Raw genomic sequence first — 26265 nt, forward strand, 5'->3', positions numbered from 1 at the left:
CATTACTCATTTTTCTATTTTCTCATGTTTTATTATAAATGCAAGAAAAAAAGAGGTTAGACAAAAGGTTGTTTTTTAACCTTTTATCCTAACCTCTCAGTATTGAGCGTGGCGAGTGAAGCCATTGCAGATGTTTTAGCTAGTTCTGTCACAGCACCTTCTATAAGGTCAACTATTTACTCGCCAAGTCCTTCGTTAATTACTCCTTCAAGAGCAGCCATAGCTTCTGCCTCATCAGAACCTTCTACCTTAATTGTTACTTCCGCACCTTGGCCTACCCCAAGAGACATTACACCCATAATTGATTTTAAATTAACTTCTTTACCCTTATAAACAAGCGTAATCTCAGAAGAATACTGACCAGCTTTGTTCACGAGTTGTGTTGCTGGACGTGCATGAATTCCTGTTTCACTTGTGATTTTAAAAGATTTTTCTACCATAAAGCTTCCCTCGTTTCTAAAAATTATTGGATAAATTCTTCTGCCTAAAAATAAAGCACCAAAAATCTTTATGTACCAGTGCTTTTATTATAGGACTTAAATATAGAAAAGACATAAGTAAAGAAGAAAATTGATGACCCTGAACCTATATAGCATAGATTACCCTACAGTCTTTCCAATTAAACGACTTTACTTATGCCTGATCGTATCGGTAACATGTAAATGCCTCATGTATGTTTGAAATTTATCTTAAGTTGTGTTTAGGTCACCGTGCATATTTGAATGCATGGAGATGTATTTTTTAATAGTATAAATATGTGATATTATAGCATATCTTATCAATTTCTTTCAATATAAAAATACTGATTTTACCACAACATAAAAATATAAAGACTTAAATTCCATTTTCAGAAAGAAAACCGGCTCGTATACAAGCCGGTTTTACTTTAAATTTCTAGTTCACCTAAGCGAATTAATTCAATTACGGCTTGGGATCGCCCCTTAACCCCAAGCTTTTGCATTGTGTTAGAAATGTGATTACGAACGGTTTTTTCGCTGATGAATAGTTGTTGCGCAATTTCCTTTGTCGTCTTGTCTTGAACGAGTAGCTCAAATACTTCACGTTCCCTTTTTGTAAGTAAAGGTTTTGGTCCGTATTCTGCTCCTTTCAATGAAATCACCCCTTCTTGCCTGGGCTGACAGCGTCAGGTCTTCTATGAGAGTAACGAAACGTTCCGTTTACAATCAGAAGTGTTTAGTCAGGATAGTATATGTACACTCAACCGACCTTGTGAATTCATTGAACACATAAATACTTACTATCTCTGTAAAATGGATGTTTGTAGCTTGCTTTTCATTGCATCCGTCCATGGAATAGACTTGCCTGTTTCTTTTGAAATTTGAACAATTAGCCCTCTACCGGTTAAACAAATTTCATCCCTTTCGTTTTTCACCATATAATGAAGGTCAATTGATGTTGTTCCTACATGCTTGATACCCACATATACCTTTAGCCTCTCATCAAAGAAAAGTTGTTTTACATAATTACACTGTAAATCAGCGGTAACAATAATTGATCCTTGGTCTTTAAGGGTCGTCGAAAACAAACCAATTTCTTTAAAAAAATCAATGCGCGCTTCTTCAAAATAAGCAAAAACTTTAGTATTGTTGACATGACCAAATGCATCTGTTTCTGAAAAACGTACTTTGACAGGACAGTAAAACTGAAAAAGTTTTTCCCATTCTACAAGATTATCAATATATGTTATATGCATTTGTTTGCCTCCTCAATATAATGAATGATTAATCATTCATTATATTGTACTATAACAAGGCAAAGATTACCACTAAATATAAGGAAATATACAAGAGGGTGAGACAAGGGCTTTGTTATAACCTCTTGTTCCACCCTGCTAATCCCTTTTAGAATTGCTTACGAATCAAATCAAATAGTGGGTTATCACTATTTAATCCACATATATCAGTTAGAACTGCTTCTATTCCGCTAGCTTTTAGTTTTTCTTGCAAGGAAACCGCCTCTTGATCTTCGCTAAAATCATATTGTAAAGCTGCGGCAATTACTTTAACTAGGTAGATAGGTTCGGTGTTATTATGTTGATAATATTGGTCAGCTGGACTAATTAGTCTGTCATTTCTTCCTAACTTCCTAACGGGGCCCCTTGCTACACGTGGAATATCATCATTAATAAAAGGATTCATAAAACGGTTTAGAATTTTGGTAATGTATTGTTCATGTTCTGCCTCATTAAAGCCATATTTCTGAACTAATAAAGAACCTGTCTCCTTTAATGTCCCTTTTACAATTTTTAAAACAGAAGCATTTTCCATTGCATCTTTTATTGTTCTACATCCTTCTTGATATCCGACATACGCTACTGCAGCATGCCCCGTGTTAACAGTAAATAATTTTCTTTCTATATAGGGACCTAGACTTTCAACGAATGTTACTCCCTCAATAGTTGGAACATCTCCGGTCATCTGAGATTGGTCCACTACCCATTCATAATAAGGTTCAACGGTAACCATTAATTTATCTTTGTTTGTTTGTATAGGAACAATCCTGTCAACTGCTGCATTCGGAAACGCAACGCTTTCGTTAGCTAATTGTTGTTCCTCTGTGCTGAATTTTTTGTAAATTTCTTCTTTTAAAAATTCACTGCCACCAATCATATTTTCACAAGCAATGATATTTAATGGTTTCGCTTTTTCAGCTAACCTTTTTCTTACTCCATCCGCTAGTAAATCTGCAAGGAAAACTAAAATGTTTGGACCAACTGCTGTGGTTACTAAATCAGCTTCTGCAATAGCCTCGATGACCTTTTGAGGATTCTCCTTACTATTAATGGCGCTGACTCTCGTTACAAGAGATTCTTCACTTTTTTGGTCAGCTAAAACTACACGATATTCTTGTTTATGATTAAGTAAATTAACAATTTCAGCATTCACATCTATAAAACAAACATCATACCCAGCATTTGAAAGAATACTACCTATAAAACCCCTACCAATATTACCAGCACCAAAATGAACAGCTAACATCTTAATTCACCTCAGCAAAGAGCTCTAAAATCTCATCTTCTGACTTGGCATCAACAATCTTTTGAATATTCTCTTCTTCAGAACAGACAATTGCAATTTGTGAAAGAATATCTAAATGTTCGCCATCCTTTCCAGCTATTCCAATCAGTACTTTTACAATATTGTCTTGTCCAAACTCAACTCCGTTAGGAACTTGTATAATAGATAATCCTGATGTAATTACGGATTTTTTTGAATCCTCTGTTCCATGTGGAATGGCAACATAGTTACCCATGTACGTAGATGTTAATTCTTCTCGTTCCAACATTTTATCTATATAAGTTGGTTCTACATAACCTTTATCTACTAAAATTTCTCCAGTACTTCGAATTGCTTCCTCTTTGTCTTTAAATGATGCATTTAAGATGATATTTTGTTTAGTTAAAATTTCTTTTGTCATCTGTATCCACTCCTTAGTACAGTACTTTTTTCTCATAGATAGAATTAAACTCTGACGTGATAAGCGCCGCTATATCATGTTCTTGCCCAGATTCGAATAGTCTTGTAGTTTCTTCATCTTTTATAACTAATGCACTAATTGTACTTAACAATTCCATGGTTTGTTCATTGCTAGTATGTGGGGACAGCATAAGTAATAGCGAATCCATTTCAATCGTGCTATTATCCATAGCTTTCACCGTTATAGAATGGTTTACTCGAGCTATTGAAAAACTTGGTTTTTTTATTTCTTCGCTTTTTGTGTGATATAACGCGACTGAAGTACCAGGAATGCCGAGTCCACCTAAGTGTTCTCGGGCTATAAGGTCTTTGTAAACATGACTACTATTCCCTATCACATCTAACTCCAGCAAGTTCTCACACATTTTTGACAATGCAGCTTCAAGAGTGACTCTTTCTTCAAACCTAAATACAGAGAAACCGTGTAACAGCTGATACATTGCCGATGTATATTTATTAGCATTACTTATTTTTTCAAGAAAATCAATACGATGTACCATTTCACCTTTTGAAACAGAATCCGTTCTCTTAAGTAAAGGTGCCGTCTTTTGTTTAAGTAGGTATTTTTTAATCTTACCAATTTCAACCTCAGATAATATTGGACTTACTAATAGATACTCATCCTTCATACTCTTTAATGGTACTGTTGATAAAATACCATCAAACCCTGCAATGTCAATAGAATCAAGGTCGAACAAAGAAGCATTTACCGCTTTTATCCCAGGAATAACCTGCTCAAGCTTAGAAGATAACATTTTTGATGTACCAATCCCACTTGAACAAACAATTAAAGCTTTTAATACCTTAACGTCGTTTTTATTTAACAATGCCGAAGCAAAATGCATAACTAGATAGCCAACTTCTTCTTTTGGAACATTCAATTCTGTGAACGTTTCTTTAACTACTTTGATAACCACTGCAAATATATCTGGATAGTCTTCCATAATTCTTGATAAAAGTGGGTTCGATATTCCCATATGTTGTTTTATCCTGTACAACGCAGGTCTTAGGTGTGCAACTAACCCTTGAAATAATGAAATGTCGCTGGTTAAATCACGTCCTAGTTCAAGACTGACATTTCGAATTAACTGTTGAGTAATCAGACCTATTTGAAAACTAGATTCCTCTAGTACGTCCTCACGTTCATTTCGCAATTTCGCACCCATCAAGTGCATGGTAATATAACCAATTTCCCCCTCAGTGATCTCAATTTGAAAAATACTTTTTAAGCGTATCACGATTTTTTCTGCAACTTTAAATTCTTTGGAACCCTTGAGGCTTTCTAAGTACTCATCATCAAAATTTATTTCTTCTCCTTGTTCTATTCTTTCAATTGCCAAAGCTAAATGAACAACTAATCCTATATAAGCACTATCAGCTATTCGATAAGGAAGGTCTGTCTTTACATCGTTAATTTGTTTTTCAATAATCATCAACTTTTTCTTATCAACTAATCCTAATAACCGATCCGTTACCGTATCAACCGTTTGAGTCGATTTTCTCTGAATAGACTCCTTAATCATCGATATGAATTCAAATTCATCAAGATGTTCAATGATTAACTTACTCATTGCTTTTCTCTTCGCTTTTTCTGCTCCTGTTATTTCTACTCCATACCCACGTTTTCTAATTAGTGTTAATGAAAAAGGAATGAGTTTCTGTTCCACTTTGTTTAAGTCGTTACTAACTGTAGCAATCGTCACATTTAAATCGTTAGCTAGCGAAACAAGTTTGATTGGTTCCTTTGCATCTAATAATTCCGAAAGAATAATGGTTTGCCGTTCTTCAGGGGTATACTCATTATGAGATAAATTAAATAAAAACAACTGAAGTTTTTCTATGTCTTGTCTATTCCCAGTCACGTGAATTCCAATCCCAGACTTTTTATGTAACCCAAGCCCATACTCTTCTAAAATTTCTTCTACCCCTTTTAGGTCACGGTGTACGGTGCGAGGACTCACATCTAGTTCATTTGCCAAATCCTTTACTGTTGTATCCTCTTGGCGCATAAGCAAATGTTCAAGTATTTTTCGTTCCCTTGCCGAAATATACATTCTTACCCACTCCACTATTATGGCTAACTTCATACGAACATGATGACAGGATTTTTGTTCTTCCGTTTCTACTTTAATGTTAATGGTTCAAACCCCATATCTCAACTAGATGAAAAGATAATTTCGTCATGGTAGTTGTTGCCAAAATTAAATTATTGCCCTTATAAAACAAGGGGCTGGGACAAAACTTGCTAAAACATCTGCACTGGCTTCACTCGCCACAAAGCCCGTTGTGAAAAAACCACTCACTTCAGCAAGTTATGAGAAAACCACTCACAACTTGCTATAAAAGATAGTGGCGGTTTCGCTCATTGCTTAGAGGGTGTGACAAAAGGTTAAAAACCAACCTTTAATCACACCCTCTTTACTTATCAATTATTTTAAGCTTTCAATCAGTTGGTCATACTTAGGACTACTTAAAAAGTTATCAACTGAAATATGTGTTGCTGTTGGTAATTTTTCTTTCGCGCGAGGCGTTAAATCTTTGTGTGTGATGACAATATCTGCATCATTCGGAAGAATATTAATCGCCGTATTGGTAATATCAATATTCAAACCGGCTTTTTTCGCTTTATTCCTTAAAACTGATGCTCCCATTGCACTTGATCCCATTCCAGCATCACAAGCAAAGATGATTTTATTCACTTTTGTAACATCAATTTCTTCATTTTTGTTTTCAAATGACCCTGCAACTGTACTTTTCTTGCCTTTCATTTCCTCCATTTTAGCTGCAGCCGATGTTATATCATCTTCATCAGATTGTTTTCCTGTTTTTAAAATAATTGCTGCAACTACAAATGATACTGCCGCTGCTACGATTACACCAAGAATTACGCCTATATGGTCCCCTCTTGCAGTCATTGCCATAAGTGCAAATATACTTCCTGGTGATGGTGGGGCTACTAAACCTACATTAAATAGTGTGAAAGTGAAGACTCCACTCACTCCACCTGCTATAGCTGCTAGAATTAAAAGTGGCTTCATTAAAATATAAGGAAAGTAAATTTCATGAATACCGCCAAAGAAATGAATGACTACTGCTCCAGGAGCTGTTTGTCTAGCAATTCCTTTACCGAAAACCATAAATGCCAATAATATTCCTAAACCTGGACCTGGATTCGTTTCTAGTAAGAAAAGAATGGATTTACCTAGTTCTGCTGCTTCACTAGCTCCTAATGGACTCAATATTCCATGATTGATTGCATTATTTAAAAAGAGAACTTTTGCAGGTTCAATAAATATATTAGCTAAAGGCAATAATCCTGCATTCACTATAACTTGTACTCCACCTGCTAATACTTGGTTTAACCCAGTTACAACAGGTCCAATCCCAACATAGGCAAATAGTGTAAGAATAGCACCTAAAATACCTGCAGTGAAATTACTAACCAACATTTCAAAGCCTTCTTTTACTTTTGGCTGAACATACTCATCTACTTTTTTAATTAAATATCCAGCCAAAGGACCCATTATCATAGCTCCTAAGAACATCGGGATATCCGATCCAACGATAACACCCATCGTAGCAGTTGCCCCAACAACTCCTCCACGACCACCATAAATCATTTTTCCTCCCGTGTATCCTATTAATAACGGAAGCAAATAGATAATCATTGGACCAACAAGCTCTGCTAAGTTTTCATTTGGCAGCCATCCTGTAGGAATAAATAATGCTGTAATAAGTCCCCATGCTATGAATGCCCCAATATTCGGCATAATCATGCCACTTAAGTAACTACCAAAACGCTGAATTCTAACCCGAAAATCTGGTTTTGTGTTTTCTCCTGAACTCGACATAATGTAACCCCTCTCTCAACAAAAAGTATTTTTTCATTTCTTATTGTAATCATATGTTTGAATTAAAGCGTTTTCAATTTAAAGAAAATAGTATTTTGTCATTCTTAATGTTGTCATATTTAAAGTAGCAAACAAAAACACAGGATACACTTTACAACGTGTATCCTGTGTTTATTTTTAGCTATTTTCTGAATAATAATTTTAAGCTCCAAAGAAATTCTTAAATGATTGAATTGTCGTTGCACGATTTAATGCAGCAATAGAAGTCGTTAATGGAATTCCTTTCGGGCAAGACTGTACACAGTTTTGAGAGTTACCACAATTAGCAAGTCCCCCGTCTCCCATAATCGCTTCTAAACGTTCTTCTTTATTCATCTCACCAGTTGGGTGAGCGTTAAATAAACGTACTTGTGATAACGGCGCAGGTCCGATAAATTCAGACTTACTATTTACGTTTGGACATGCTTCAAGACAAACTCCACATGTCATACATTTTGATAATTCATAGGCCCATTGACGCTTAGTCTCTGCCATACGTGGTCCAGGACCTAAATCATACGTTCCATCGATTGGAATCCATGCTTTAACTTTTTTCAAAGAATCAAACATACGACTACGGTCTACCATTAAGTCCCGTACGACAGGGAATGTCTTCATTGGCTCTAATCGAATTGGTTGTTCAAGCTGGTCAACAAGAGCTGTACATGATTGACGAGGCTTCCCGTTAATCACCATTGAACAAGCACCACATACTTCTTCAAGACAGTTCATGTCCCATGTAATTGGAGTTGATTTTTCTCCTTTCGCATTAACGGGATTACGACGAATTTCCATTAAAGCAGAAATTACGTTCATATTCTCGCGATAAGGAACTTCAAACTCTTCTACATAAGGAGTACTGTTGTTGTCATCTTGACGCGCAATTTGAAATTTAACTACTTTTGCTTCACTCATGATTTAACAGCTCCTTGCTTTTTTTGTGAATAGTCGCGCTTACGAGGCGTGATCAATGATACATCAATATCTTCGTATTCAAACTCAGGAGCTTTCGTTGTTGGATTGTATTTCGCTTTTGTCGTTTTCATCCACTCTTCGTCATTACGCTCAGGAAATTCTGGCTTATAGTGAGCTCCACGACTTTCATTACGGTTATATGCACCAATCGTAATCACACGTGCTAAGTTCAGCATTCCTTTAAGCTGACGAGTAAATGAAGCTCCTTGGTTACTCCATTTTGCCGTATCGATGATATTAATATTTTCAAATCGTTCAAGTAACTCTTGAATTTTCTCATCGGTTTGAAGAAGCTTTTTATTTTCACGAACAACAGTAACGTTATCAGTCATCCATTCTCCAAGCTCTTTATGAAGAACATAAGCATTTTCCGTACCATTCATCGCTAAGATAGAATCATACTTTTCTTGTTCTACTTTCACTTGACCTTCGAATACAGAAGAAGCTACTGCATCTGTTGATTTTTCAAGTCCGTTAATATATTGAACCGCATTTGGTCCAGCTACCATTCCACCGTAAATTGCAGATAACAAGGAGTTTGCACCTAAACGGTTCGCTCCATGCTGAGAGTAATCACACTCACCAGCTGCAAAAAGACCAGGAATGTTTGTCATTTGGTTATAATCAATCCACATACCACCCATTGAATAATGAACAGCAGGGAAGATTTTCATAGGAACTTTACGGGGGTCATCGCCCATGAATTTCTCATAAATTTCAATGATTCCACCAAGCTTGATATCTAGCTCTTTTGGATCTTTATGAGAAAGGTCTAAATACACCATGTTTTCACCGTTAATCCCAAGCTTTTCATCAACACACACATGGAAAATTTCACGTGTTGCGATATCACGAGGAACTAGGTTTCCGTAAGCAGGGTATTTCTCTTCTAAGAAGTACCAAGGCTTACCATCTTTATATGTCCACACTCGTCCACCTTCCCCACGAGCTGACTCACTCATTAAACGAAGCTTGTCATCACCAGGGATCGCGGTTGGGTGAATTTGAATAAATTCTCCATTTGCATAATAAACACCTTGCTCATAAAGACTTGCAGCTGCATAACCTGTATTGATAACAGAGTTAGTAGATTTACCAAAAATGATTCCAGGTCCACCTGTTGCCATAATCACAGCATCTGCAGCAAAATGACGGATTTCAGAAGAACGTAAATCTTGCGCTACAATCCCACGACAGGTTCCTTCGTCATCAACGATCGCTGATAAGAATTCCCATCCTTCATACTTTGTCACTAAACCAGATACTTCATGACGACGTACTTGCTCGTCTAATGCATACAATAATTGTTGTCCTGTTGTTGCACCAGAAAACGCTGTACGGTGATGTTGCGTTCCACCAAAACGACGGAAATCTAGTAAACCTTCAGGTGTACGGTTAAACATAACTCCCATACGGTCCATTAAATGAATAATACCAGGTGCTGCGTCACACATTGCTTTAACTGGTGGTTGATTCGCTAAAAAGTCTCCACCATACACTGTATCGTCAAAATGCTCCCAAGGTGAGTCGCCTTCACCTTTTGTATTTACCGCACCATTAATACCACCTTGTGCACAAACTGAGTGTGAGCGTTTGACCGGAACTAATGAAAAAAGTTCGACTGGTACGCCAGCTTCTGCTGCTTTAATTGTAGCCATCAATCCTGCAAGGCCACCACCGACTACGATGATTTTTCCTTTACTCATTCTGACTCACCCCTTATATATTTGCTAACTCTGGATTAATAAATGCTAGAATTGCTCGAAGGCCAATCCAAGTAAGTGCTACGAAAATTGCTAAAGTTACATACGTCATAATCACTTGTGAACGAGGTGTTACTGTAATTCCCCAAGATACCGCAAAAGACCAAAGTCCATTTGCAAAGTGGAACGTTGTTGCAACAACTCCAATAATATAGAACCAAAGCATAAACGGACTGCTTAAGATGTCAGCCATCATATCATAGTTTACTTCTGCACCTAAAGCCGCTTGCCAGCGTGTTTCATAGACATGCCATACAACGAAGATAAGCACGATAATACCTGTCACACGTTGTAGCATAAATAACCAGTTACGGAAAAAGCCATAATGACTTACATTGTTTCTTGCTTGAAAAGCGATATACACACCGTAAATTGCATGATACAAAATTGGTAGAAAGATAATGAAGATTTCTAGAAAATAACGAAACGGTAGATTTTCCATGAAGTGTGATGCTGCGTTAAATGAACTAGCACCTTTGGTAGCAAAGTGGTTAATCACAAGATGCTGTACTAAAAAGATTCCAATTGGTATGACACCCAATAAAGAGTGCAGTCTGCGGTTCATAAATTCACGATTACCAGCCATACTATGTCCCCCCACATTTCTTTTTATTATTTTTGTTTGCATGTTGGCTTTTTTTCTCTAGTTTCCTAATAGCAAATACCTCCCTAAAAATTAGGTCATGGTGATTCCTATCCATAAAATGTTCACAAAATTAAACTAACGAAAAATTTCCGACAAATTTATTTTACTCTCATCCTTGGGCATCGTCAAGAAAACGTATACAGCATCTATTCATGTTTTTTATTATTTCTTCACAAAAAAGAAGGGACTAAATTGCCCCTCCTTTTTACATTTTAAGTTTGTCATCTTTGTTACGCAAAGTATCTTTATACAAGTAATGTCAATAATTACTAAGTGCGAATGTTCGTTGCTCATCTGCCATTCGAACTATGTACTTACTGTGATTATTATTTTCATAAAAAGATAGCGTTCAGTCTATCCAATAATAATACGCTCTGTTGGATATTTATAATGACTTTTACGTTCTTTTCGTCGAATTGAAAACAAGAAAGCAACTAATCCAACACGCCCAATAAACATTAAAACCATTAAAACAAGCTGACTATTTATTGTAAGATCTGGCGTGATTCCCATTGATAAACCACAGGTTCCGAACGCTGAACTCGTTTCAAAAATAATAGCGGTTAACGGAATCCCATTCCCACTTTCAAAAGCCGCTATCAAGATGACTGCAGAAAACAACATAATGATAAATACCGATAAGACAATAAAAGCTTTTTGTTGATCTTCTGGATGGATCTCCCGACCAAATACCTTTACATCTGTTTTTCCAAACGCAAAGCTTCGGATTGTTAAGAACATGACAGCTAGTGTTGTTGTCCGAATTCCTCCACCTACACTCGAGGGACTAGCACCGATAATCATTAGCCCAGAAATAAACATTAACGTTGAAATATTTAATTCAGAGATATCCATTGTTGCTAATCCACCACTGCGGGACGTTGCCGAGTTAAAGACTGCATTAAAGAATTGCTGATGCCAGGCCAACCCATCATAGTAGTAGCCTAGTTCTAATAACCAAATCCCTATGACCCCAATAAGAAAAACAATAAAATAAGTGGTAGTTGTAATTTTCGTGAATAAACTAAACTTGAAATTAGTATTTTTTCTAGAAAAATACTCCTTTAATTCCAACAAAACAGGGAATCCAATAGCCCCTGCAAAGATTAATAAAATCACGACAAGTTGAACATAGTAATCATTAGCAAATGGAATTAATGACTGTCCAGTAATGTCAAACCCTGCATTGGTAAACGCACTTAATGAAGCAAAAGCTCCTTGGTAAAAAGCTTCACCAACAGTATCAAAATAACGGATAAAATATGTACCTAAAATAAGAGCTCCTATTAATTCAATGAGTAGCGCTACTAATAAAATCCCGCGCATTAAGCTAACCAATCCAGAAAATTGATTTTGGTTTTGGTCGACCATAATGAGCATTCGTTGAGACAAAACAATTTTTCTCCCAAACAACATCCACACGAATGTCCCCAAGGTCATAATACCTATGCCACCTAATTGAATGGCTAAAGATAGGAAAATGATTCCCGTAAAACTATATGTTTCAGAAACATTTACAACAGTCAATCCCGTTACACTAACGGCACTCACTGACGTAAACAAAGCTTCGGAATATGTCAGATGAACTCCTTCTTGATGAGAAATAGGAAGATAGAGCAAAATGCTAAATAAAAACATAGCTACAACATAGGATACTAATATCATTCGAAACGGAGTTAAAAACTGATTTAGTGCTAATTTCATACAAAAGTTACCTCCACCTTTATTCGCGCTTTAGTATACCATTAATAAAATAAGAAATGAAGAACATAGAGAAAATAACGGACTCAGAGTATAATAAATGTATTGGAATTGGGAGGGACGTAGCTTGGACAAAAAAGAACAAACGATTTATCAAAGCGAAGAACAAGTACCTTTATTCGGCTATCATTTAATACGTAACGTTTTATTACATGAATTGTTAGGCAAAGAGCATGACCATATTTTATACTGGACTGGAAAAACGATCGCTAGGTCATATCCAATGTCAACAATTACTGGTATCATCGATTTCTTTCAGAAAGCGGGATGGGGAGAGTTAGAAGTTAAAAAACAAGGGAAAGACGAAATAAGCTTTCTGTTATATCCTTCAGTTTCTAAGAAGCAATTTAATGTATCTTACCAGCTAGAGGCAGGTTTTCTGGCAGAACAAATTGAAAAACAAACAGGCTGTATCACCGAAACTGCAACTACCGAAAAACGCGAATACATTCAATTCTCCGTAAAAACAGATATAAAGGATACCGTACAAGAAGGCGGAATTTTAAATTATTAAAAAGCGAAAACGGCGCTTTTGAAGCGATGAGCGAAGCCACTGCCTTTTTTAAAGTGTTTTACAAGTGCCTTTCTTGTAAAATACGCGCAGTGTGCGAAGCCATCGCCCTTCCTGAATTAGCCTAAAAGGCACCTAAGTTACTTTAAATCACAAAAACAGCCAAAGGTCATTTTACGACCTTTGGCTGTTTTATTTATCTTCATGCAATGCTTGTAAAAGATTTTCAGCAACACGTTTTGGTATCGATAACTGTTGCAACTCCTCTATACTTGCTTCCTTCATCTTTTTTACAGAACCGAAATGCTTCAAAAGTTGTCGCTTTCGTTTTTCACCAATTCCTTCTATATCATCTAACACCGATGAAATCATTGATTTCCCTCTTGTTTGACGGTGGAAGGATATTGCGAAGCGATGAACCTCGTCCTGAATTCGTTGGAGCAAGTAAAATTCATGACTGTCTCTTTTTAGTGGAATGATTTCAGGCGGGTCTCCCATGAGCAATTGTGATGTTTTATGCTTTTCATCTTTGGCAAGTCCACAAACAGGGATGGACAACCCTAATTCATCTTCAAGAATACTTTGGGCCGCTGAGATTTGACCTTTTCCTCCGTCAATGACAATTAGATCAGGGAATGGGCCATTATCTCTTAATAACCGGAGATATCGTCTTCGGATAACCTCACGCATTGAACCATAATCATCAGGCCCAATGACATCTTTTATTTTATATTTTCTGTAATCCTTTTTACTTGGCTTTCCGTCAAGAAAAGTAATCATCGCCGAAACTGGATCTGTTCCTTGAATATTCGAGTTATCAAACGCTTCGATTCGATATGGTGGATTTATATTTAATGCCATTCCAAGGTTTTCTACAGCTTTCACTGTTCGTCTTTCGTCTCGTTCAATTAACGCAAATTTTTCAGTTAATGCCACCTCAGCATTTTTCTTTGCCAATGCCACAAGTTCTTTTTTGGTACCACGTTGCGGAATGCTAACTTTGATTCCAAGAAGCTTCTCAACTGCTTCTGCATCTACGTCATTCGGTAACAAGATTTCAACTGGTTTAATGTGATTCTTTTCTAAATAAAACTGGCCGATAAACGTGAGCAAATCTTCTTCTGGCTCTTGGTAAAATGGAAAAATAGAAACATCACGTTCAATTAACTTTCCTTGTCTAATGAAAAAGACTTGAACACACATCCATCCTTTATCAAAAGCAAAAGCAAATACATCCCGGTCAATCCTCTCATGGATCGCCATCTTTTGTTTTTCTCTAACGGTATCCATTTGAACAAGGATATCGCGTAATTCTTTAGCCCGCTCAAAATTTAAATCCTCTGCAGCTTGGTGCATTTTCTGTGTAAGTGATACTTTAATTTCGTCATGACCTGATTTAAGGAACCGAGATATTTCTGATACCATTTCCTTGTTTTGTTCTCGCGTTACATCATACACACATGGGGCAAGACACTGCCCGATATGATAATATAGGCAAACTCTGTCTGGGAGCGTTTTACACTTGCGCAGCGGGTAGAGTCTGTCGAGTAATTTCTTCGTTTCTGTCGCCGCCCCTGCATTTGGATAAGGACCAAAATACTTTCCACCGTCTTTTTTTACTTTTCTTGTAATTAAAAGACGCGGGTGTTCTTCATTGGTCAATTTTAAATAAGGATATGATTTATCATCCTTAAGCATCACATTATATTTTGGGTCGTGTTTTTTAATTAAATTTATTTCTAATAATAACGCTTCAATATTAGAAGACGTTATGATATATTCAAAATCAACAATTTCACTGACGAGTCGTTGGGTTTTGCCATCATGACTTCCAGTAAAATAAGAGCGAACTCGATTTTTTAATACTTTTGCTTTTCCTACATAAATAACCGTTCCTTGCTTGTCTTTCATTAAGTAACAGCCTGGTTGGTCCGGTAGAACCGCAAGTTTCTCTTTTATAGAAGCCATAGACCTTCCCCTCCTCCTTCTATTGTTGTTCAAGTGTAGCAATTTTGCAAATAGAATCCCAGTAGAAAATCTTGGCTTAAGAAAAACCGCAAAAGCGGTCTTTTCTTAGAAGCACTGTGCGAAGCCGCTACCTTCTTTTCAAAGCCAGTGCTCATCCTGAGTTATCATCCAAAGGCATCTATGAACTATCTTTCTTGTTCCATTAACAATCCCCTTTCTCACTTATAGGGGAAATATCAGCGGATCCTGTGTCCGATAGAAAGGGACCATCTTTCTATGTTCATAAAAAAAGCTGACTCCGAAATGGAATCAGCTTTCTTTGATTATAAGTGTTTGTTTAATAGTTCTTCTAATGCTTCTTTTGGTTGGAAACCAACTACTTGGTCAACCTTTTCACCATTTTTGAAGACCATTAATGTAGGAATACTCATAACTCCGTATTTACCTGCAGTTTCTTGGTTTTCATCTACATCCAGCTTAACGATTTTTACTTTATCTCCTAATTCACCATCTAATTCTTCTAGAACTGGAGCAATCATTTTACAAGGTCCGCACCATGGAGCCCAAAAGTCAGCTAGTACGACACCTTCTCCAGTTTCTGTTCCGAATGTTTGGTCAGTTACATTTACAATAGCCATTTCTATTTCCTCCTTAATAAACAACTTCTTCATTCAAAAAAATTATACCATTGTCTTCCACTATAAGCCATCATCTTGCTCACACACTATCATACCCATTATTATAAAAAAACTTACAAATGAAACCAACAATCTAAAAACTAAAACGATGCAAGAAAGCACCATGACTCAAAAAAAAAATAATACTGTTGTGTATATGGTTTGCTGCTTCTTCTCTTATTTCGTGTTCGCATTTTTTATTTGCGTACTCGTTTTAGGGCTTTTGCCTTCGATTCGTGTTCATATGTAAGCTGACCGAAGAACTTATAAATAGAATTGAAGTTGAGAAAACAGGTAAAAATCAGAGAGCGCTGAAAAAGTTAAACTAACTTTTTCAGCGCTTTCAAAAATCAACCTGTTTATGATGCTACAACTTTTTTTAGTTCTTCCGTTAAGATTGGAATGACTTCAAATAAATCGCCTACGATGCCATAATCCGCTACTTCAAAGATTGGTGCTTCTGGGTCTTTGTTAATGGCAACGATGATTTTTGAATTCGACATTCCTGCTAAATGCTGAATCGCACCTGAAATGCCAACGGCAATATATAAATCTGGTGTTACCACTTTTCCGGTTTGACCAATTTGTAAAGAGTAGTCGCAGTAATCCGCGTCACATGCTCCACGCGAGGCACCGACGGCAGCGCCTAATACGGTAGCTAATTCTTCTAGTGGACCGAATCCTTCTTTACTTTTTACTCCTCTTCCACCAGCAACAACTACTTTTGCTTCAGAAAGGTCAACTCCGCTAGTTGACTTGCGTACAATTTCTTTAATTGTTGTTCGCAAATCTTTAATATCTACCGTCAAGCTCCCTATGTCACCCGTACGGGAAGAATCCTTTTCTAGTACTTCGATGTTATTCGGTCGAATCGTTGCAAACACAATGCCTTCTTCTATCGTTTTCTTTTCAAACGCTTTACCTGAGTAGATAGGTCTTGTGAATACAACATCTTCTCCATCGCTTTCAATGGCAACCACATCAGAAAGTAACCCTGCATTTACTTTCATAGCAATTCGCGGAGCTACATCTTTCCCTGCTGCGGTATGTCCAAGGACAACACCCTCTGGTTGTTCTACGTCCATAATTTGAAGAATGGCCTGTTGGTAAGCATCTGTTGTGTATTCCTTTAAGTCTGAACTTTCTACTTTAATGACTCTATCGGCTCCATAATGGATCAATGTTTCCGCTAATGAACTTACCTCTTCTCCAAGAACAGCGGCAACAACCTCTCCGCCATTTGCGATTTGCGTTCCAGCTGCAATCGCCTCAAATGATACATTACGTAGCTCGCCATCGCGAACTTCAGCTACTACAAGTACTTTTTTTGACATGGTGGACCCTCCTTAAATGACTTTTGCTTCTGTTTTTAGTAATGACACTAGCTCTTTTACTTGGTTGTTTACATCGCCTTCAAGGACTTTCCCAGCCTGTTTTTGTGGAGGAAGGAAAATCTCTATTGTTTTCGTTTTAGGTTCAACATCGTCTTCATCTAAGTCCAGGTCATCTAAATCCAATGTCTCCAATGGTTTCTTTTTCGCCTTCATTATCCCTGGTAAAGATGGATATCTCGGCTCATTTAAACCTTGTTGGGCTGTAACAAGAACTGGTAACGAAACTTCAAGTGTTTCTTCATCCCCTTCTACATCACGTACAATCGTCGCAGTAGACCCTGAAATATCAATCTTAGTAATTGTAGTTACTTGAGCGATCCCTAATAATTCTGCGACCCTTGGACCTACTTGCCCCGAACCTCCATCCACTGCTACATTCCCGCCTAACACAATATCAACCTCTTGGTCTTTTAAATAGGTTGCTAGTAATGTAGCCGTTGTAAATTGATCGAGTTCATCAAGATCTTCACTATCAATTAGCACCGCTTTATCTGCTCCCATGGCTAATGCAGTTCGGAGCTGTTTTTCTGCCTCCTCTTCGCCGACAGTGACAACCGTTACTTCGCCATCATGCTCATCTCGTAGCTTAATCGCTTCTTCAATCGCATATTCGTCGTATGGGTTAATAATAAAAGTAGCTCCACCTTCATCAATTTTCCCATGATCTATTGTGATCTTCTCTTCCGTGTCAAATGTTCGTTTCATAATTACAAAAATATTCATTACGTACTCCCTCCTTATAGTTACAACATATTACGTTACTTATTTTTAAATTCAGGTTTTCGTTTTTCAATAAAAGCTTGAATGCCTTCTTTTCCGTCGTAGGAGTCATATGCTTTACCAAATAACTTCGCTTCTTTTTCAACGCCAAGGTCAAAATTACTATCTCCCACGTAAGTAAACGCTTCCAAAAGTAATTCAACAGTTACACTACTTTTAGCAGCAATCTTAGAAGCTAGTAGCTGTGCTTGTTCAAACAATTGTGTTTCATCTGGATATGAAGCATTAACCAATCCCCAAGAAACAGCTTCTTTCCCTGTAATCGGTTCACTCGTTAATATCATTTCAAGTGCTTTAGCTTTACCAACTAAGCGTGGTAAACGTTGGGTTCCTGCGAAACCTGGAATTAAGCCTAATTGCATTTCTGGTAAACCTAGCTTTGCATCATCGGTAGCTAACCTAATATGACATGCCATAACGAGTTCTAACCCTCCACCAAGGGCTGCTCCATGGATAGCACATATAATAGGCTTTTTAAAGGACTCGATTCGGTTAAATAAGAGCTGACCCTTTCTTGCAAGTTTAGCAAACTCTTTTCCCGTCTCTACTTGTGTAAATTCTTTAATATCTGCACCGGCAGCAAAAAAACGTCCTTCCCCTTGTAAAACAACTACCTTCACTTCATCTTGTTGCTCTATTTCATCTAATATGTTAGCAAGCTCGGTTAATACTTTACTTGATAAAGCATTTGCTGGTGGTCGGTGTAATGTAACTGTTGCAATAGAGTCTTTCAACGACATTGAAAGATATCCCACCGTATCTCACTCCCTCCAAATAAACAATTAAGATTGGGAATAGGAAAGTGTTCTTTCCTATTCCTTTATCATTGTATTACCGATTGATGCTAGTTAGCCCATTAACAAGCATTTGTTGCACAGGCTTTGCTAAAGAAACTAAATCATATTTGCCGTCTTTCATCACCCAGTTTGTGACCACTTCATCTAATGTGCCAAATATCATTTGACGAACGAGGCGATTGTCTAAGTTTGCGTTAAAATAACCTGACTCTTTCCCATCAACTAGTACGACATCAATGAGTTGTAGGTAGCCTTTTAACACTTCGTTAATCTTGAGACGTAACTCTGCATTTGATTGTCTCAGTTCCAGCTGTGTCACTACAGCTAATGCATAATTGGCTGCGAGTTGTTTAAAATGCATTTGAATAAGTCTAAATAACTTTTCCCCAGGGTCGTTTTCTTTCTCGATTTGTTCTTTAGTTTTTTCAACAAATCGCCCCATTTTTTCCTCGAATAAAGAAATTAAAATATCCTCTTTATTTTTGAAATATAAATAGATGGTTCCATCTGCGACACCGGCTTCTTTCGCTATCTTTGAAACTTGAGCTTGGTGATAACCATGTTCTGCTATAACCCTCACTGCTGCTTCGATGATAAGGTCATATTTAGGGCCTCTTTTCTTTCCCACTTGTCTCTTCCTTTCACACAAGAAAATGAATGACCATTCATTCATATTTCTAATTTTATTTTATGTGTCTTTGTTTGTCAATGGTTCTGTATTAATTTTTCATCTTCTTAGTGTACTAAAAATGACAATGAACAGCAATTCATAATGGGAATTTCGACAATTACTTGTTACACTTTGGTACGATAGTGAAAAAGCAATGTTTTGAACGACGCGATCCTAATGTTGGATTACGGGTTCAAACACATTGCTCTCCCTATTTAACTCGTTTTCTTATTGTTTAGCTTTTTTTCCTCTTCCTCGATCAGGACCCTTTTTAATACTTTACCAACCATTGTTTTTGGTAACTCATTACGGAACTCATAATGCTTTGGTACTTTATACGCTGCTAGATGTTTTCTACAGTATTGATTAAGTTCTTCCTCTGTCAGACTAGAGCCTTCCTTAACCACAACAAACGCTTTAACAGTTTCTCCACGGTATGGGTCAGGTAAACCAATGGCAACGGCTTCTTGAATCGCTTCATGTTCATAAAGCACTTCTTCTATTTCACGAGGATAAATATTAAAGCCCCCTGCAATAATCATATCTTTTTTGCGGTCAACGATATAAAAATATCCTTTTTCGTCTCGGTATGCCATATCCCCTGTTAATAACCAGTCATCCCGAAACGTCGCAGCGGTTTCCTCAGGACGATTCCAATATCCTTTCATCACCTGTGGTCCACGTATCGCTAATTCGCCTACTTCACCCTCTTGAGCGAATTCACCAGTCTCTTTAATAATCGCTGCTTCTGTATCAGGCCATGGCAATCCAATGCTGCCTTTTTGCCGTTCACCCCAGATTAGATTACAGTGGGTAACAGGAGCGGCCTCTGTAAGTCCATATCCTTCAACGAGTTTACCACCTGTTAACTCTTCAAATTTCGCTTGAACTTCAGACGGGAGAGCCGCTGAACCACTTATACAAACTTTCACGGAAGATAAATCATACTTTTTTAAGTCGGGATGATTGATTAAACCAATATACATAGTTGGTGCGCCCGGGAAAATAGTGATTTTATGTTTATCAATCATTTTTAATATTTCGTTCGGATCATACTTTGGCACAATATATAAGCTTGAGCCATTCATAATTGCCAAGTTCATGCATACTGTCATTCCATACACATGGAAAAACGGTAACGCCGCTAGCATTCGTTCTTCTTCCCCTTTGAGCTCATACATCCAGTGTTTACATTGCGTAGTGTTAGCTATGAGGTTCCTATGCGTCAGCATGACACCCTTGGCAAGTCCTGTCGTTCCTCCTGTGTATTGAAGCAATGCCAAACTATCACTAGATTCTTCTGTTTCAATCTCTTCCTCACTGCCTTGTTGAAGGACTTTTACAAATGAGTGTGTTGTTGCAGAATACGTTACATTAGGGGTAACGCCTGTATTTTTCTTTTGAATAAATGGGTAAATCAGGTTCTTTGGAAATGGCAAATAATCTTTGATAGCGGTTACAATAATGTGTTTAAGTGCTGTACTCTCTTTGACTCGTAAAACACGTTGATACAATAAGTCCAAACAAATAATCATCTGGGCACCAGAATCTACAAGCTGGTGCTCAAGTTCACGTTCAACGTAAAGCGGATTCGTTTGAACAACAATTCCACCAGCTTTAACAATGCCATAATAGGCAATCACAGCTTGAGGACAGTTTGGTAGCATAATAGATACACGCTGCCCTTTTTCAAGCCCCAAACTACGTAAAGCGTTTGCAAACTTAAGAACGGCATGATTCAATTGCTCATATGTCATCTCTTTTCCAAAAAAGTGAAGTGCTTCTTTACTAGGGAACTTTTTCGCAGTACGGTCTAGCAACTCATGTAAGGTTATGTCTTCATACTCGATAGTTGTTGGAATGTCTTCTGGATATTGCAAAAACCATTGTTTATCACTTATATTTGCCAATCCCGATTCCTCCTTGATGTATCCCTTCCATTTCCACATTAAAAATTGTCACATTCTCTCTCACTTCCTATTGTACTGAATAGTCATTCATTTTTAAATAGTTTTTTTAAATAAAATTAGAAAAGCACATTTTTTACTTGTCGTGTCCATAAAAAAGAGGTCAGGACTAAAGGTGGTTAACCTTTTGTCCTGACCTCATAACAATACTTTTGTTGGTTTATAGTTTACGAGGATTGAGCATCACGATCCTGATTTTCTAGCTTTCTTTTCTCTTCTTCAACTAACACACGTCGTAAGATTTTTCCGACTAAGGATTTAGGGAGTTCCTCTCTAAACTCATAAAGCTTAGGAACTTTAAATGCGGCCAAATGCTTGCGACAGTATTTATCAAGCTCTTCCTCTGATAAAGAATGCCCTTCTTTTCTAACGACAAAGGCTTTAACGGTTTCTCCTCGATATGGATCAGGAACACCGATAATCACTGCTTCTTGAATGCTTTCGTGCTCATACAATATCTCTTCAATTTCACGAGGATAGATATTAAATCCACCTGCAATAATCATATCTTTTTTCCGGTCAACGATGTAAAAATAACCATCCTCATCCATATAGCCCATATCTCCAGAAAGAAACCAGTCGTCTTTAAAGGTGGCTGCGGTTGCCTCGGGACGATTCCAATATCCTTTCATCACTTGAGGGCCTCTGATGATGATTTCTCCTACTTCGTTCGGTTCAGCCACTTCACCTGTTTCCGCTGAAAGTACAGCTACCTCAGTATCTGGCCAAGGAATACCGATACTTCCTTCTTTTCGTTTTCCCCAAAGTGGTGTAGCCACTGCCACAGGTGAGGTCTCAGTTAACCCATATCCTTCTACGAGTTTTCCTCCCGTTATTCTTTCAAACGTTTGTTGTACTTCTAGAGGAAGAGGAGCTGCCCCACTTAAGCACGTTTCGATCGAGGATAAGTCATGCTCCTTTATTGATGGCTCATTAATAAGGGCAACATACATTGTTGGCGCCCCTGGAAACACGGTGACCTTATGCTTGTGAATTGCTTTCAACACATCTTTAGGTTCGAACTTTGGCAGTAGAACCATTTTGGACTGAAACATAATCGCGACGTTCATGATGACCGTCATTCCGTACACATGGAAAAATGGCAGAGCTGCAAGAAGAGTCTCTTCTCCCTTTTTACATTTATACATCCAATGAAGACACTGTGTGGTATTCACAACAAGATTTTGATGAGTTAGCATAACTCCTTTTGCAGGTCCTGTCGTACCGCCTGTGTATTGGAGAAGGGCTAAATCTTCTGTTGGAGAGACCTCGACATTTGGCTCTGCTGTACTTCCTTTTTTGAGGAAGTCTTTAAAATTTAATGTCTTGTTGTCAAAGGTAAGATCAACTTTAATACCAGTTTTCTTCTTTTGGATAACGGGATAGATGACATTCTTCGGGAAAGGTAAGTAATCTTTAATTCCAGTAACAATGACGTATTCTAGTGAGGTATTTTTTCGAACTTTTGCCACTCTCGGATACACTAAATCTAAACAAATAATCACTTTTGCATTAGAATCTACGAGTTGGTGCTCAATTTCACGTTCTACGTATAACGGATTGGTTTGGACAACAATCGCTCCAGCCATTAAGGCCCCATAATAGCTAATCACTGATTGCGGAGTATTCGCTAACATTATAGCTACTCGATCTCCCTTTTGAACTCCTAACGTTTGAAGTTGGTTAGCAAACTGTTTCGCTTGCGTATAAACCTCTTGGAAAGTGAGTTCTTTTCCGATAAAGTGAATGAGCTTGTTGTCTGGGCTTTCTTCCGCCGCTTCCTTTAATAAAGAATGAAGTGTTCTTTCCTCATATGATATTGAGGCTGGAATTTCCGACGGATAATGACTAAGCCAACGTTTTTCTACTGAAATCGTCATGTTAGTACCTCCTTTTATAATTACTCTCCTTTCTCTGCTTTCTCCTCTCATTATTTATTGTATTGGAAACGCTTTCTTTTTGGAATAGATTTTATTAAATTTTATGAAAATTCCTTAAGAATATAACAAAAACGTCGGAGTTTATCTCACAAACTCCGACGCTTGAAGCCACTGAAAAAGTACAAAACAACTTTTCAGTGTTTTTTAAGCATTTAGAAACCAAAAAATTAGTCCCCCGATGACAAATAAACCACAACATACATACAAGACTCGCCATAGCGTCTCCATTCACTCGCCTCCACTCTATTGTGCAATAATACTCGCTCCGATGACAAAAGAAAGAGCAATGGATAGGATTAATGAAATGAGTCCAACAGCTACATTCCCTTTTTGAATTTCTTCGTCCACATTAAAACTAGGCGTTAAAAACTCATACATGAAATAACTAATCAGTAAAAGGATGAACCCGAATACTCCCCATCCTAGCATGACTAATATTGAATCATTCATCGTAATGGAAAAGTGAAAAATAATCGAAATCCCAGCTATTTTTCCACCGGTCGCCATAGCCACAGCTACATTCCCTTTTTTGATTTCAACCCAATTGCTATACTTCGTAACTAACTCAAAAATCGTTAAAAACACGATAATGGCTAACACCGCCACACTAAAATAGGCAACAGTTTGAACATACACATTTTCTATTAACTGCTCCATGTAACGCACTCCTCTATTTGAAATCAACCACTGTATTGCCAAGGCCACCCTCGTTCATATTGGCATCACGTGCATTTTTGACATGTGGATGTCGCTTCAGTAACTCTTTGACACCTTTCCTAAGGGCTCCGGTTCCTTTTCCATGAATGATTGAGACACTATGATAACCAGCAAGGAGGGCATCATCTAAATATTTCTCGACTTTTAGCATTGCTTCTTCAAAACGTTCCCCGCGCAAGTCAAGTTCTGGTTTAACATGAAAGTCATTTCCCCTTACCGTCGCAAATGACTTCGTTTCTACTTTTTTTGGTTGGTCAATGGCTTGGATGTCGTCAGCTGAAACCTTCATCTTCATAATTCCGACTTGAACTTGATACTCTTGTTCACTTATCTTTTCGACGATATGACCTTTTTGACCAAAACTTAACACTTTTACTTCATCACCTGGTTTTAATTCTTTACGGTACGCTTTTTTCACTTTTTCTTGTTTCTTCTTTGCCTTTAGTGTCGGTGTAGCTTCCTCTAACCGTTTTTTCGCTTCTATTAACTTATGGTCTTTTATCTCATGACTTTCCTTTTGAAGCTTTCTCAGTTCTTCAATCACTTGTTCCGCTTCACGCTTAGCCTTTCGTACAGCCTCTTCGGCTTTTTGTTCAGCTTCTTCAAGGATGGCTTCTTTCTCTTTTTCAAGGCCTTCTAGTCTTTTGACTAAATCATTTCGTAATTGTTCGGCTTCCTTTCGTAAGGTAACCGCTTCTTCCCACTCGGCATCAGATGACTTTTTACTTTCTTCTAATGAAGCTATCATTTGCTCAACTTGGTTCGTTTCACTATTAATTTGACTCTTTGCTAACTCAATGACATGTTCGTCTAAGCCAAGTCGGCGCGAAATTGCGAAGGCATTACTTCGTCCAGGGACACCAATTAATAATCGATAGGTTGGACGAAGGGTCTCTACATTAAATTCTACACTTGCATTCATCGCACCTTCTCGGTTATATGCGTATCCTTTTAGCTCGCTATAATGAGTTGTCGCCACAACTCTTGCTCCTCTTCGATAGACATCATCCAATATCGCAATGGCAAGAGCCGCACCTTCAGTTGGGTCAGTCCCTGCTCCTAATTCATCAAAAAGAACTAAGCTTTCATGGTCTAGTTTTTTTAAGATTTCCACGATGTTGACCATATGAGATGAAAATGTACTTAAACTTTGTTCAATCGATTGTTCATCACCAATGTCAGCAAAGACCGTTTTGAATACTGCCATTTCAGAACCTTCCTCAGCTGGGACATGCAGGCCAGATTGTGCCATAAGGGTCAACAACCCAATTGTCTTTAATGTGACCGTTTTTCCCCCAGTGTTTGGCCCGGTAATGATTAACGAAGAAAACGTCTTTCCTAAATCCACATCGATCGGCACAACTTCATCTATTGGGATAAGTGGATGTCTTGCTTTTGTTAATGACAGGTAGCCTTCATCGTTTAATTTCGGTTGAACTGCTTTTACGCGCTCACTGTAGCGTGCTTTTGTAAATATAAAATCAAGCTGACTTAGCGCTTCTATATTTCCTAACAGCTCTTCCACATATTCCGCCACTCGGCTTGTTAGGACATATAAAATTCGTTCAATTTCCTTTATTTCACGTACCTTTGCTTCTCGTAACTGATTGTTCATTGTTACAACTGCTTCTGGTTCAATAAATAAAGTGGCACCTGATGAGGATTGGTCATGAATAATCCCACCAAATGCCCCGCGATATTCTTGTTTTACGGGTACAACAAATCGGTCGTTTCGAATCGTTACAATCGCATCTGATAGCATTTTTTGCGAATTAGACGAGCGGGTTATACTTTCTAGTTTAGAGCGTACTCCCGCTTCTAAGCTTCGAATTTGTTGACGAATGCCTCGCAATTCAGAACTTGCTGAATCTAACACCTCTCCATGGTCACCAATGCATTGTGTAATTTCTCGTTCTAAGTCAGTAAGAGGAACGATTTGTTCAACAATGCTTTCTAGATGCGGGATGTCAACCTCATTTTCAAGTAAATCTTCAATAAATTTTTTTAGGCGCCTTGCCCCAAATGTTGTACTTTGTACTTCTAGTAATTCACTTGCATTTAGACTAGCACCGATTTGAGCTCGTTTCACACTTGCAGAAATATCAAAAATTCCACCAAGCGGAGCTTGCCCTTTTAGCCGTATTACTTTGGCACCTTCATATGTTTCTTGTTGCCATTGTTTGATTTCGTTAATATCAACAGACGGCACCAAGCTTTTTATTTTTGCTCTCCCCAGTGAGGATGCAACGTGTTCATATAGCTGTTCTTTCATCTTTTCATATTCTAACACTCGTAACACTTTCGCTTGCAAA

At 37.7% G+C, this 26265-nt stretch carries 22 protein-coding genes; 1 reads left to right on the forward strand and 21 read right to left on the reverse strand.

The genetic code is table 11. From position 1 onward, the window contains the following. Nucleotides 1–176 precede the first annotated feature (176 nt). From BK585_RS18470 to BK585_RS18520, 11 genes are all read right to left on the reverse strand, one after another. Nucleotides 177–440, reverse strand: a complete 264-nt coding sequence (locus BK585_RS18470) for a phosphocarrier protein HPr (RefSeq protein WP_078555410.1) — start codon at nt 438–440, stop codon at nt 177–179. Nucleotides 441–886: 446 nt separating this feature from the next. Further along, nucleotides 887–1111 carry a helix-turn-helix domain-containing protein gene (locus BK585_RS18475; protein WP_078555411.1) on the reverse strand — a complete coding sequence of 75 codons (225 nt, stop codon included), beginning with the start codon at nt 1109–1111 and terminating at the stop codon, nt 887–889. 147 nt (nt 1112–1258) lie between these two features. Beyond that, on the reverse strand, nt 1259–1714 hold the full coding sequence (locus tag BK585_RS18480; RefSeq protein ID WP_078555412.1) for an acyl-CoA thioesterase: 456 nt from the start codon (nt 1712–1714) through the stop codon (nt 1259–1261). A 148-nt stretch (nt 1715–1862) separates the two neighbouring features. Beyond that, nucleotides 1863–2999: a mannitol-1-phosphate 5-dehydrogenase gene (locus BK585_RS18485; protein ID WP_078555413.1), complete on the reverse strand. Its 1137-nt coding sequence runs from the start codon at nt 2997–2999 to the stop codon at nt 1863–1865. A gap of 1 nt (nt 3000) precedes the next feature. After that, nucleotides 3001–3438, reverse strand: coding sequence for a PTS mannitol transporter subunit IIA (locus BK585_RS18490; protein ID WP_078555414.1), 438 nt, complete (start codon nt 3436–3438; stop codon nt 3001–3003). Nucleotides 3439–3451: 13 nt separating this feature from the next. Further along, nucleotides 3452–5551, reverse strand: a complete 2100-nt coding sequence (locus BK585_RS18495) for a BglG family transcription antiterminator (protein WP_078555415.1) — start codon at nt 5549–5551, stop codon at nt 3452–3454. A gap of 375 nt (nt 5552–5926) precedes the next feature. After that, entirely contained in the window at nt 5927–7348 is a 1422-nt protein-coding gene (locus BK585_RS18500; RefSeq protein ID WP_078555416.1) for a PTS mannitol transporter subunit IIBC, read from the reverse strand. Nucleotides 7349–7549: 201 nt separating this feature from the next. Beyond that, complete coding sequence (sdhB, locus tag BK585_RS18505; protein WP_078555417.1) at nt 7550–8302, reverse strand: succinate dehydrogenase iron-sulfur subunit; 753 nt, start codon at nt 8300–8302, stop codon at nt 7550–7552. Next, entirely contained in the window at nt 8299–10068 is a 1770-nt protein-coding gene (gene sdhA / locus BK585_RS18510) for a succinate dehydrogenase flavoprotein subunit (RefSeq protein WP_078555418.1), read from the reverse strand. Before sdhA ends, sdhB begins: the two co-directional genes overlap by 4 nt. 13 nt (nt 10069–10081) lie before the next feature. Beyond that, nucleotides 10082–10711 carry a succinate dehydrogenase cytochrome b558 subunit gene (locus tag BK585_RS18515; protein WP_078555419.1) on the reverse strand — a complete coding sequence of 210 codons (630 nt, stop codon included), beginning with the start codon at nt 10709–10711 and terminating at the stop codon, nt 10082–10084. Nucleotides 10712–11125: 414 nt separating this feature from the next. Further along, a complete protein-coding gene (locus tag BK585_RS18520; protein ID WP_078555420.1) occupies nt 11126–12475 on the reverse strand; it encodes a TrkH family potassium uptake protein in 1350 nt (449 codons plus the stop codon). Nucleotides 12476–12599: 124 nt separating this feature from the next. Between BK585_RS18520 and BK585_RS18525 the strand changes: the two genes are divergently transcribed. After that, nucleotides 12600–13046 carry a YslB family protein gene (locus BK585_RS18525; RefSeq protein ID WP_245805865.1) on the forward strand — a complete coding sequence of 149 codons (447 nt, stop codon included), beginning with the start codon at nt 12600–12602 and terminating at the stop codon, nt 13044–13046. Nucleotides 13047–13235: 189 nt separating this feature from the next. Here BK585_RS18525 and uvrC read toward each other — a convergent pair whose 3' ends face one another. From uvrC to BK585_RS18575, 10 genes are all read right to left on the reverse strand, one after another. Beyond that, nucleotides 13236–15011, reverse strand: a complete 1776-nt coding sequence (gene uvrC, locus BK585_RS18530) for an excinuclease ABC subunit UvrC (protein WP_078555422.1) — start codon at nt 15009–15011, stop codon at nt 13236–13238. 323 nt (nt 15012–15334) lie between these two features. Further along, nucleotides 15335–15649: a thioredoxin gene (trxA, locus tag BK585_RS18535; RefSeq protein ID WP_078555423.1), complete on the reverse strand. Its 315-nt coding sequence runs from the start codon at nt 15647–15649 to the stop codon at nt 15335–15337. 398 nt (nt 15650–16047) lie between these two features. Beyond that, on the reverse strand, nt 16048–17022 hold the full coding sequence (locus tag BK585_RS18540; RefSeq protein ID WP_078555424.1) for an electron transfer flavoprotein subunit alpha/FixB family protein: 975 nt from the start codon (nt 17020–17022) through the stop codon (nt 16048–16050). Nucleotides 17023–17034: 12 nt separating this feature from the next. Beyond that, on the reverse strand, nt 17035–17805 hold the full coding sequence (locus BK585_RS18545) for an electron transfer flavoprotein subunit beta/FixA family protein (RefSeq protein WP_078555425.1): 771 nt from the start codon (nt 17803–17805) through the stop codon (nt 17035–17037). 35 nt (nt 17806–17840) lie between these two features. Next, entirely contained in the window at nt 17841–18617 is a 777-nt protein-coding gene (locus BK585_RS18550; protein WP_139367591.1) for an enoyl-CoA hydratase, read from the reverse strand. Nucleotides 18618–18693: 76 nt separating this feature from the next. Further along, nucleotides 18694–19287: a TetR/AcrR family transcriptional regulator gene (locus BK585_RS18555; RefSeq protein ID WP_281248927.1), complete on the reverse strand. Its 594-nt coding sequence runs from the start codon at nt 19285–19287 to the stop codon at nt 18694–18696. 257 nt (nt 19288–19544) lie between these two features. After that, entirely contained in the window at nt 19545–21278 is a 1734-nt protein-coding gene (locus tag BK585_RS18560) for a long-chain-fatty-acid--CoA ligase (protein ID WP_078555427.1), read from the reverse strand. A 185-nt stretch (nt 21279–21463) separates the two neighbouring features. After that, a complete protein-coding gene (locus BK585_RS18565) occupies nt 21464–23176 on the reverse strand; it encodes a long-chain-fatty-acid--CoA ligase (RefSeq protein ID WP_078555428.1) in 1713 nt (570 codons plus the stop codon). Between the two features lie 303 nt (nt 23177–23479). Further along, nucleotides 23480–23893, reverse strand: coding sequence for a DUF350 domain-containing protein (locus BK585_RS18570; RefSeq protein WP_078555429.1), 414 nt, complete (start codon nt 23891–23893; stop codon nt 23480–23482). A gap of 13 nt (nt 23894–23906) precedes the next feature. Further along, nucleotides 23907–26264, reverse strand: coding sequence for an endonuclease MutS2 (locus tag BK585_RS18575; protein ID WP_078555430.1), 2358 nt, complete (start codon nt 26262–26264; stop codon nt 23907–23909). Between the last annotated feature and the right edge of the window lies 1 nt (nt 26265).

The sequence above is a fragment of the Bacillus alkalicellulosilyticus genome, from assembly GCF_002019795.1.
Lineage (GTDB): Bacteria > Bacillota > Bacilli > Bacillales > Bacillaceae_F > Bacillus_AO > Bacillus_AO alkalicellulosilyticum.

Bases quoted from the DNA above. Each gene is read 5' to 3' on its own strand.
- trxA (WP_078555423.1), bottom strand. From the start codon at position 15,649: ATGGCTATTGTAAATGTAACTGACCAAACATTCGGAACAGAAACTGGA.
- BK585_RS18540 (WP_078555424.1), bottom strand. From the start codon at position 17,022: ATGTCAAAAAAAGTACTTGTAGTAGCTGAAGTTCGCGATGGCGAGCTA.
- BK585_RS18480 (WP_078555412.1), bottom strand. From the start codon at position 1,714: ATGCATATAACATATATTGATAATCTTGTAGAATGGGAAAAACTTTTT.
- sdhA (WP_078555418.1), bottom strand. From the start codon at position 10,068: ATGAGTAAAGGAAAAATCATCGTAGTCGGTGGTGGCCTTGCAGGATTG.
- BK585_RS18500 (WP_078555416.1), bottom strand. From the start codon at position 7,348: ATGTCGAGTTCAGGAGAAAACACAAAACCAGATTTTCGGGTTAGAATT.
- BK585_RS18495 (WP_078555415.1), bottom strand. From the start codon at position 5,551: ATGTATATTTCGGCAAGGGAACGAAAAATACTTGAACATTTGCTTATG.
- sdhB (WP_078555417.1), bottom strand. From the start codon at position 8,302: ATGAGTGAAGCAAAAGTAGTTAAATTTCAAATTGCGCGTCAAGATGAC.
- BK585_RS18470 (WP_078555410.1), bottom strand. From the start codon at position 440: ATGGTAGAAAAATCTTTTAAAATCACAAGTGAAACAGGAATTCATGCA.
- BK585_RS18545 (WP_078555425.1), bottom strand. From the start codon at position 17,805: ATGAATATTTTTGTAATTATGAAACGAACATTTGACACGGAAGAGAAG.
- BK585_RS18560 (WP_078555427.1), bottom strand. From the start codon at position 21,278: ATGTGGAAATGGAAGGGATACATCAAGGAGGAATCGGGATTGGCAAAT.
- BK585_RS18515 (WP_078555419.1), bottom strand. From the start codon at position 10,711: ATGGCTGGTAATCGTGAATTTATGAACCGCAGACTGCACTCTTTATTG.
- BK585_RS18565 (WP_078555428.1), bottom strand. From the start codon at position 23,176: ATGACGATTTCAGTAGAAAAACGTTGGCTTAGTCATTATCCGTCGGAA.
- BK585_RS18570 (WP_078555429.1), bottom strand. From the start codon at position 23,893: ATGGAGCAGTTAATAGAAAATGTGTATGTTCAAACTGTTGCCTATTTT.
- BK585_RS18485 (WP_078555413.1), bottom strand. From the start codon at position 2,999: ATGTTAGCTGTTCATTTTGGTGCTGGTAATATTGGTAGGGGTTTTATA.
- BK585_RS18490 (WP_078555414.1), bottom strand. From the start codon at position 3,438: ATGACAAAAGAAATTTTAACTAAACAAAATATCATCTTAAATGCATCA.
- BK585_RS18520 (WP_078555420.1), bottom strand. From the start codon at position 12,475: ATGAAATTAGCACTAAATCAGTTTTTAACTCCGTTTCGAATGATATTA.
- uvrC (WP_078555422.1), bottom strand. From the start codon at position 15,011: ATGGCTTCTATAAAAGAGAAACTTGCGGTTCTACCGGACCAACCAGGC.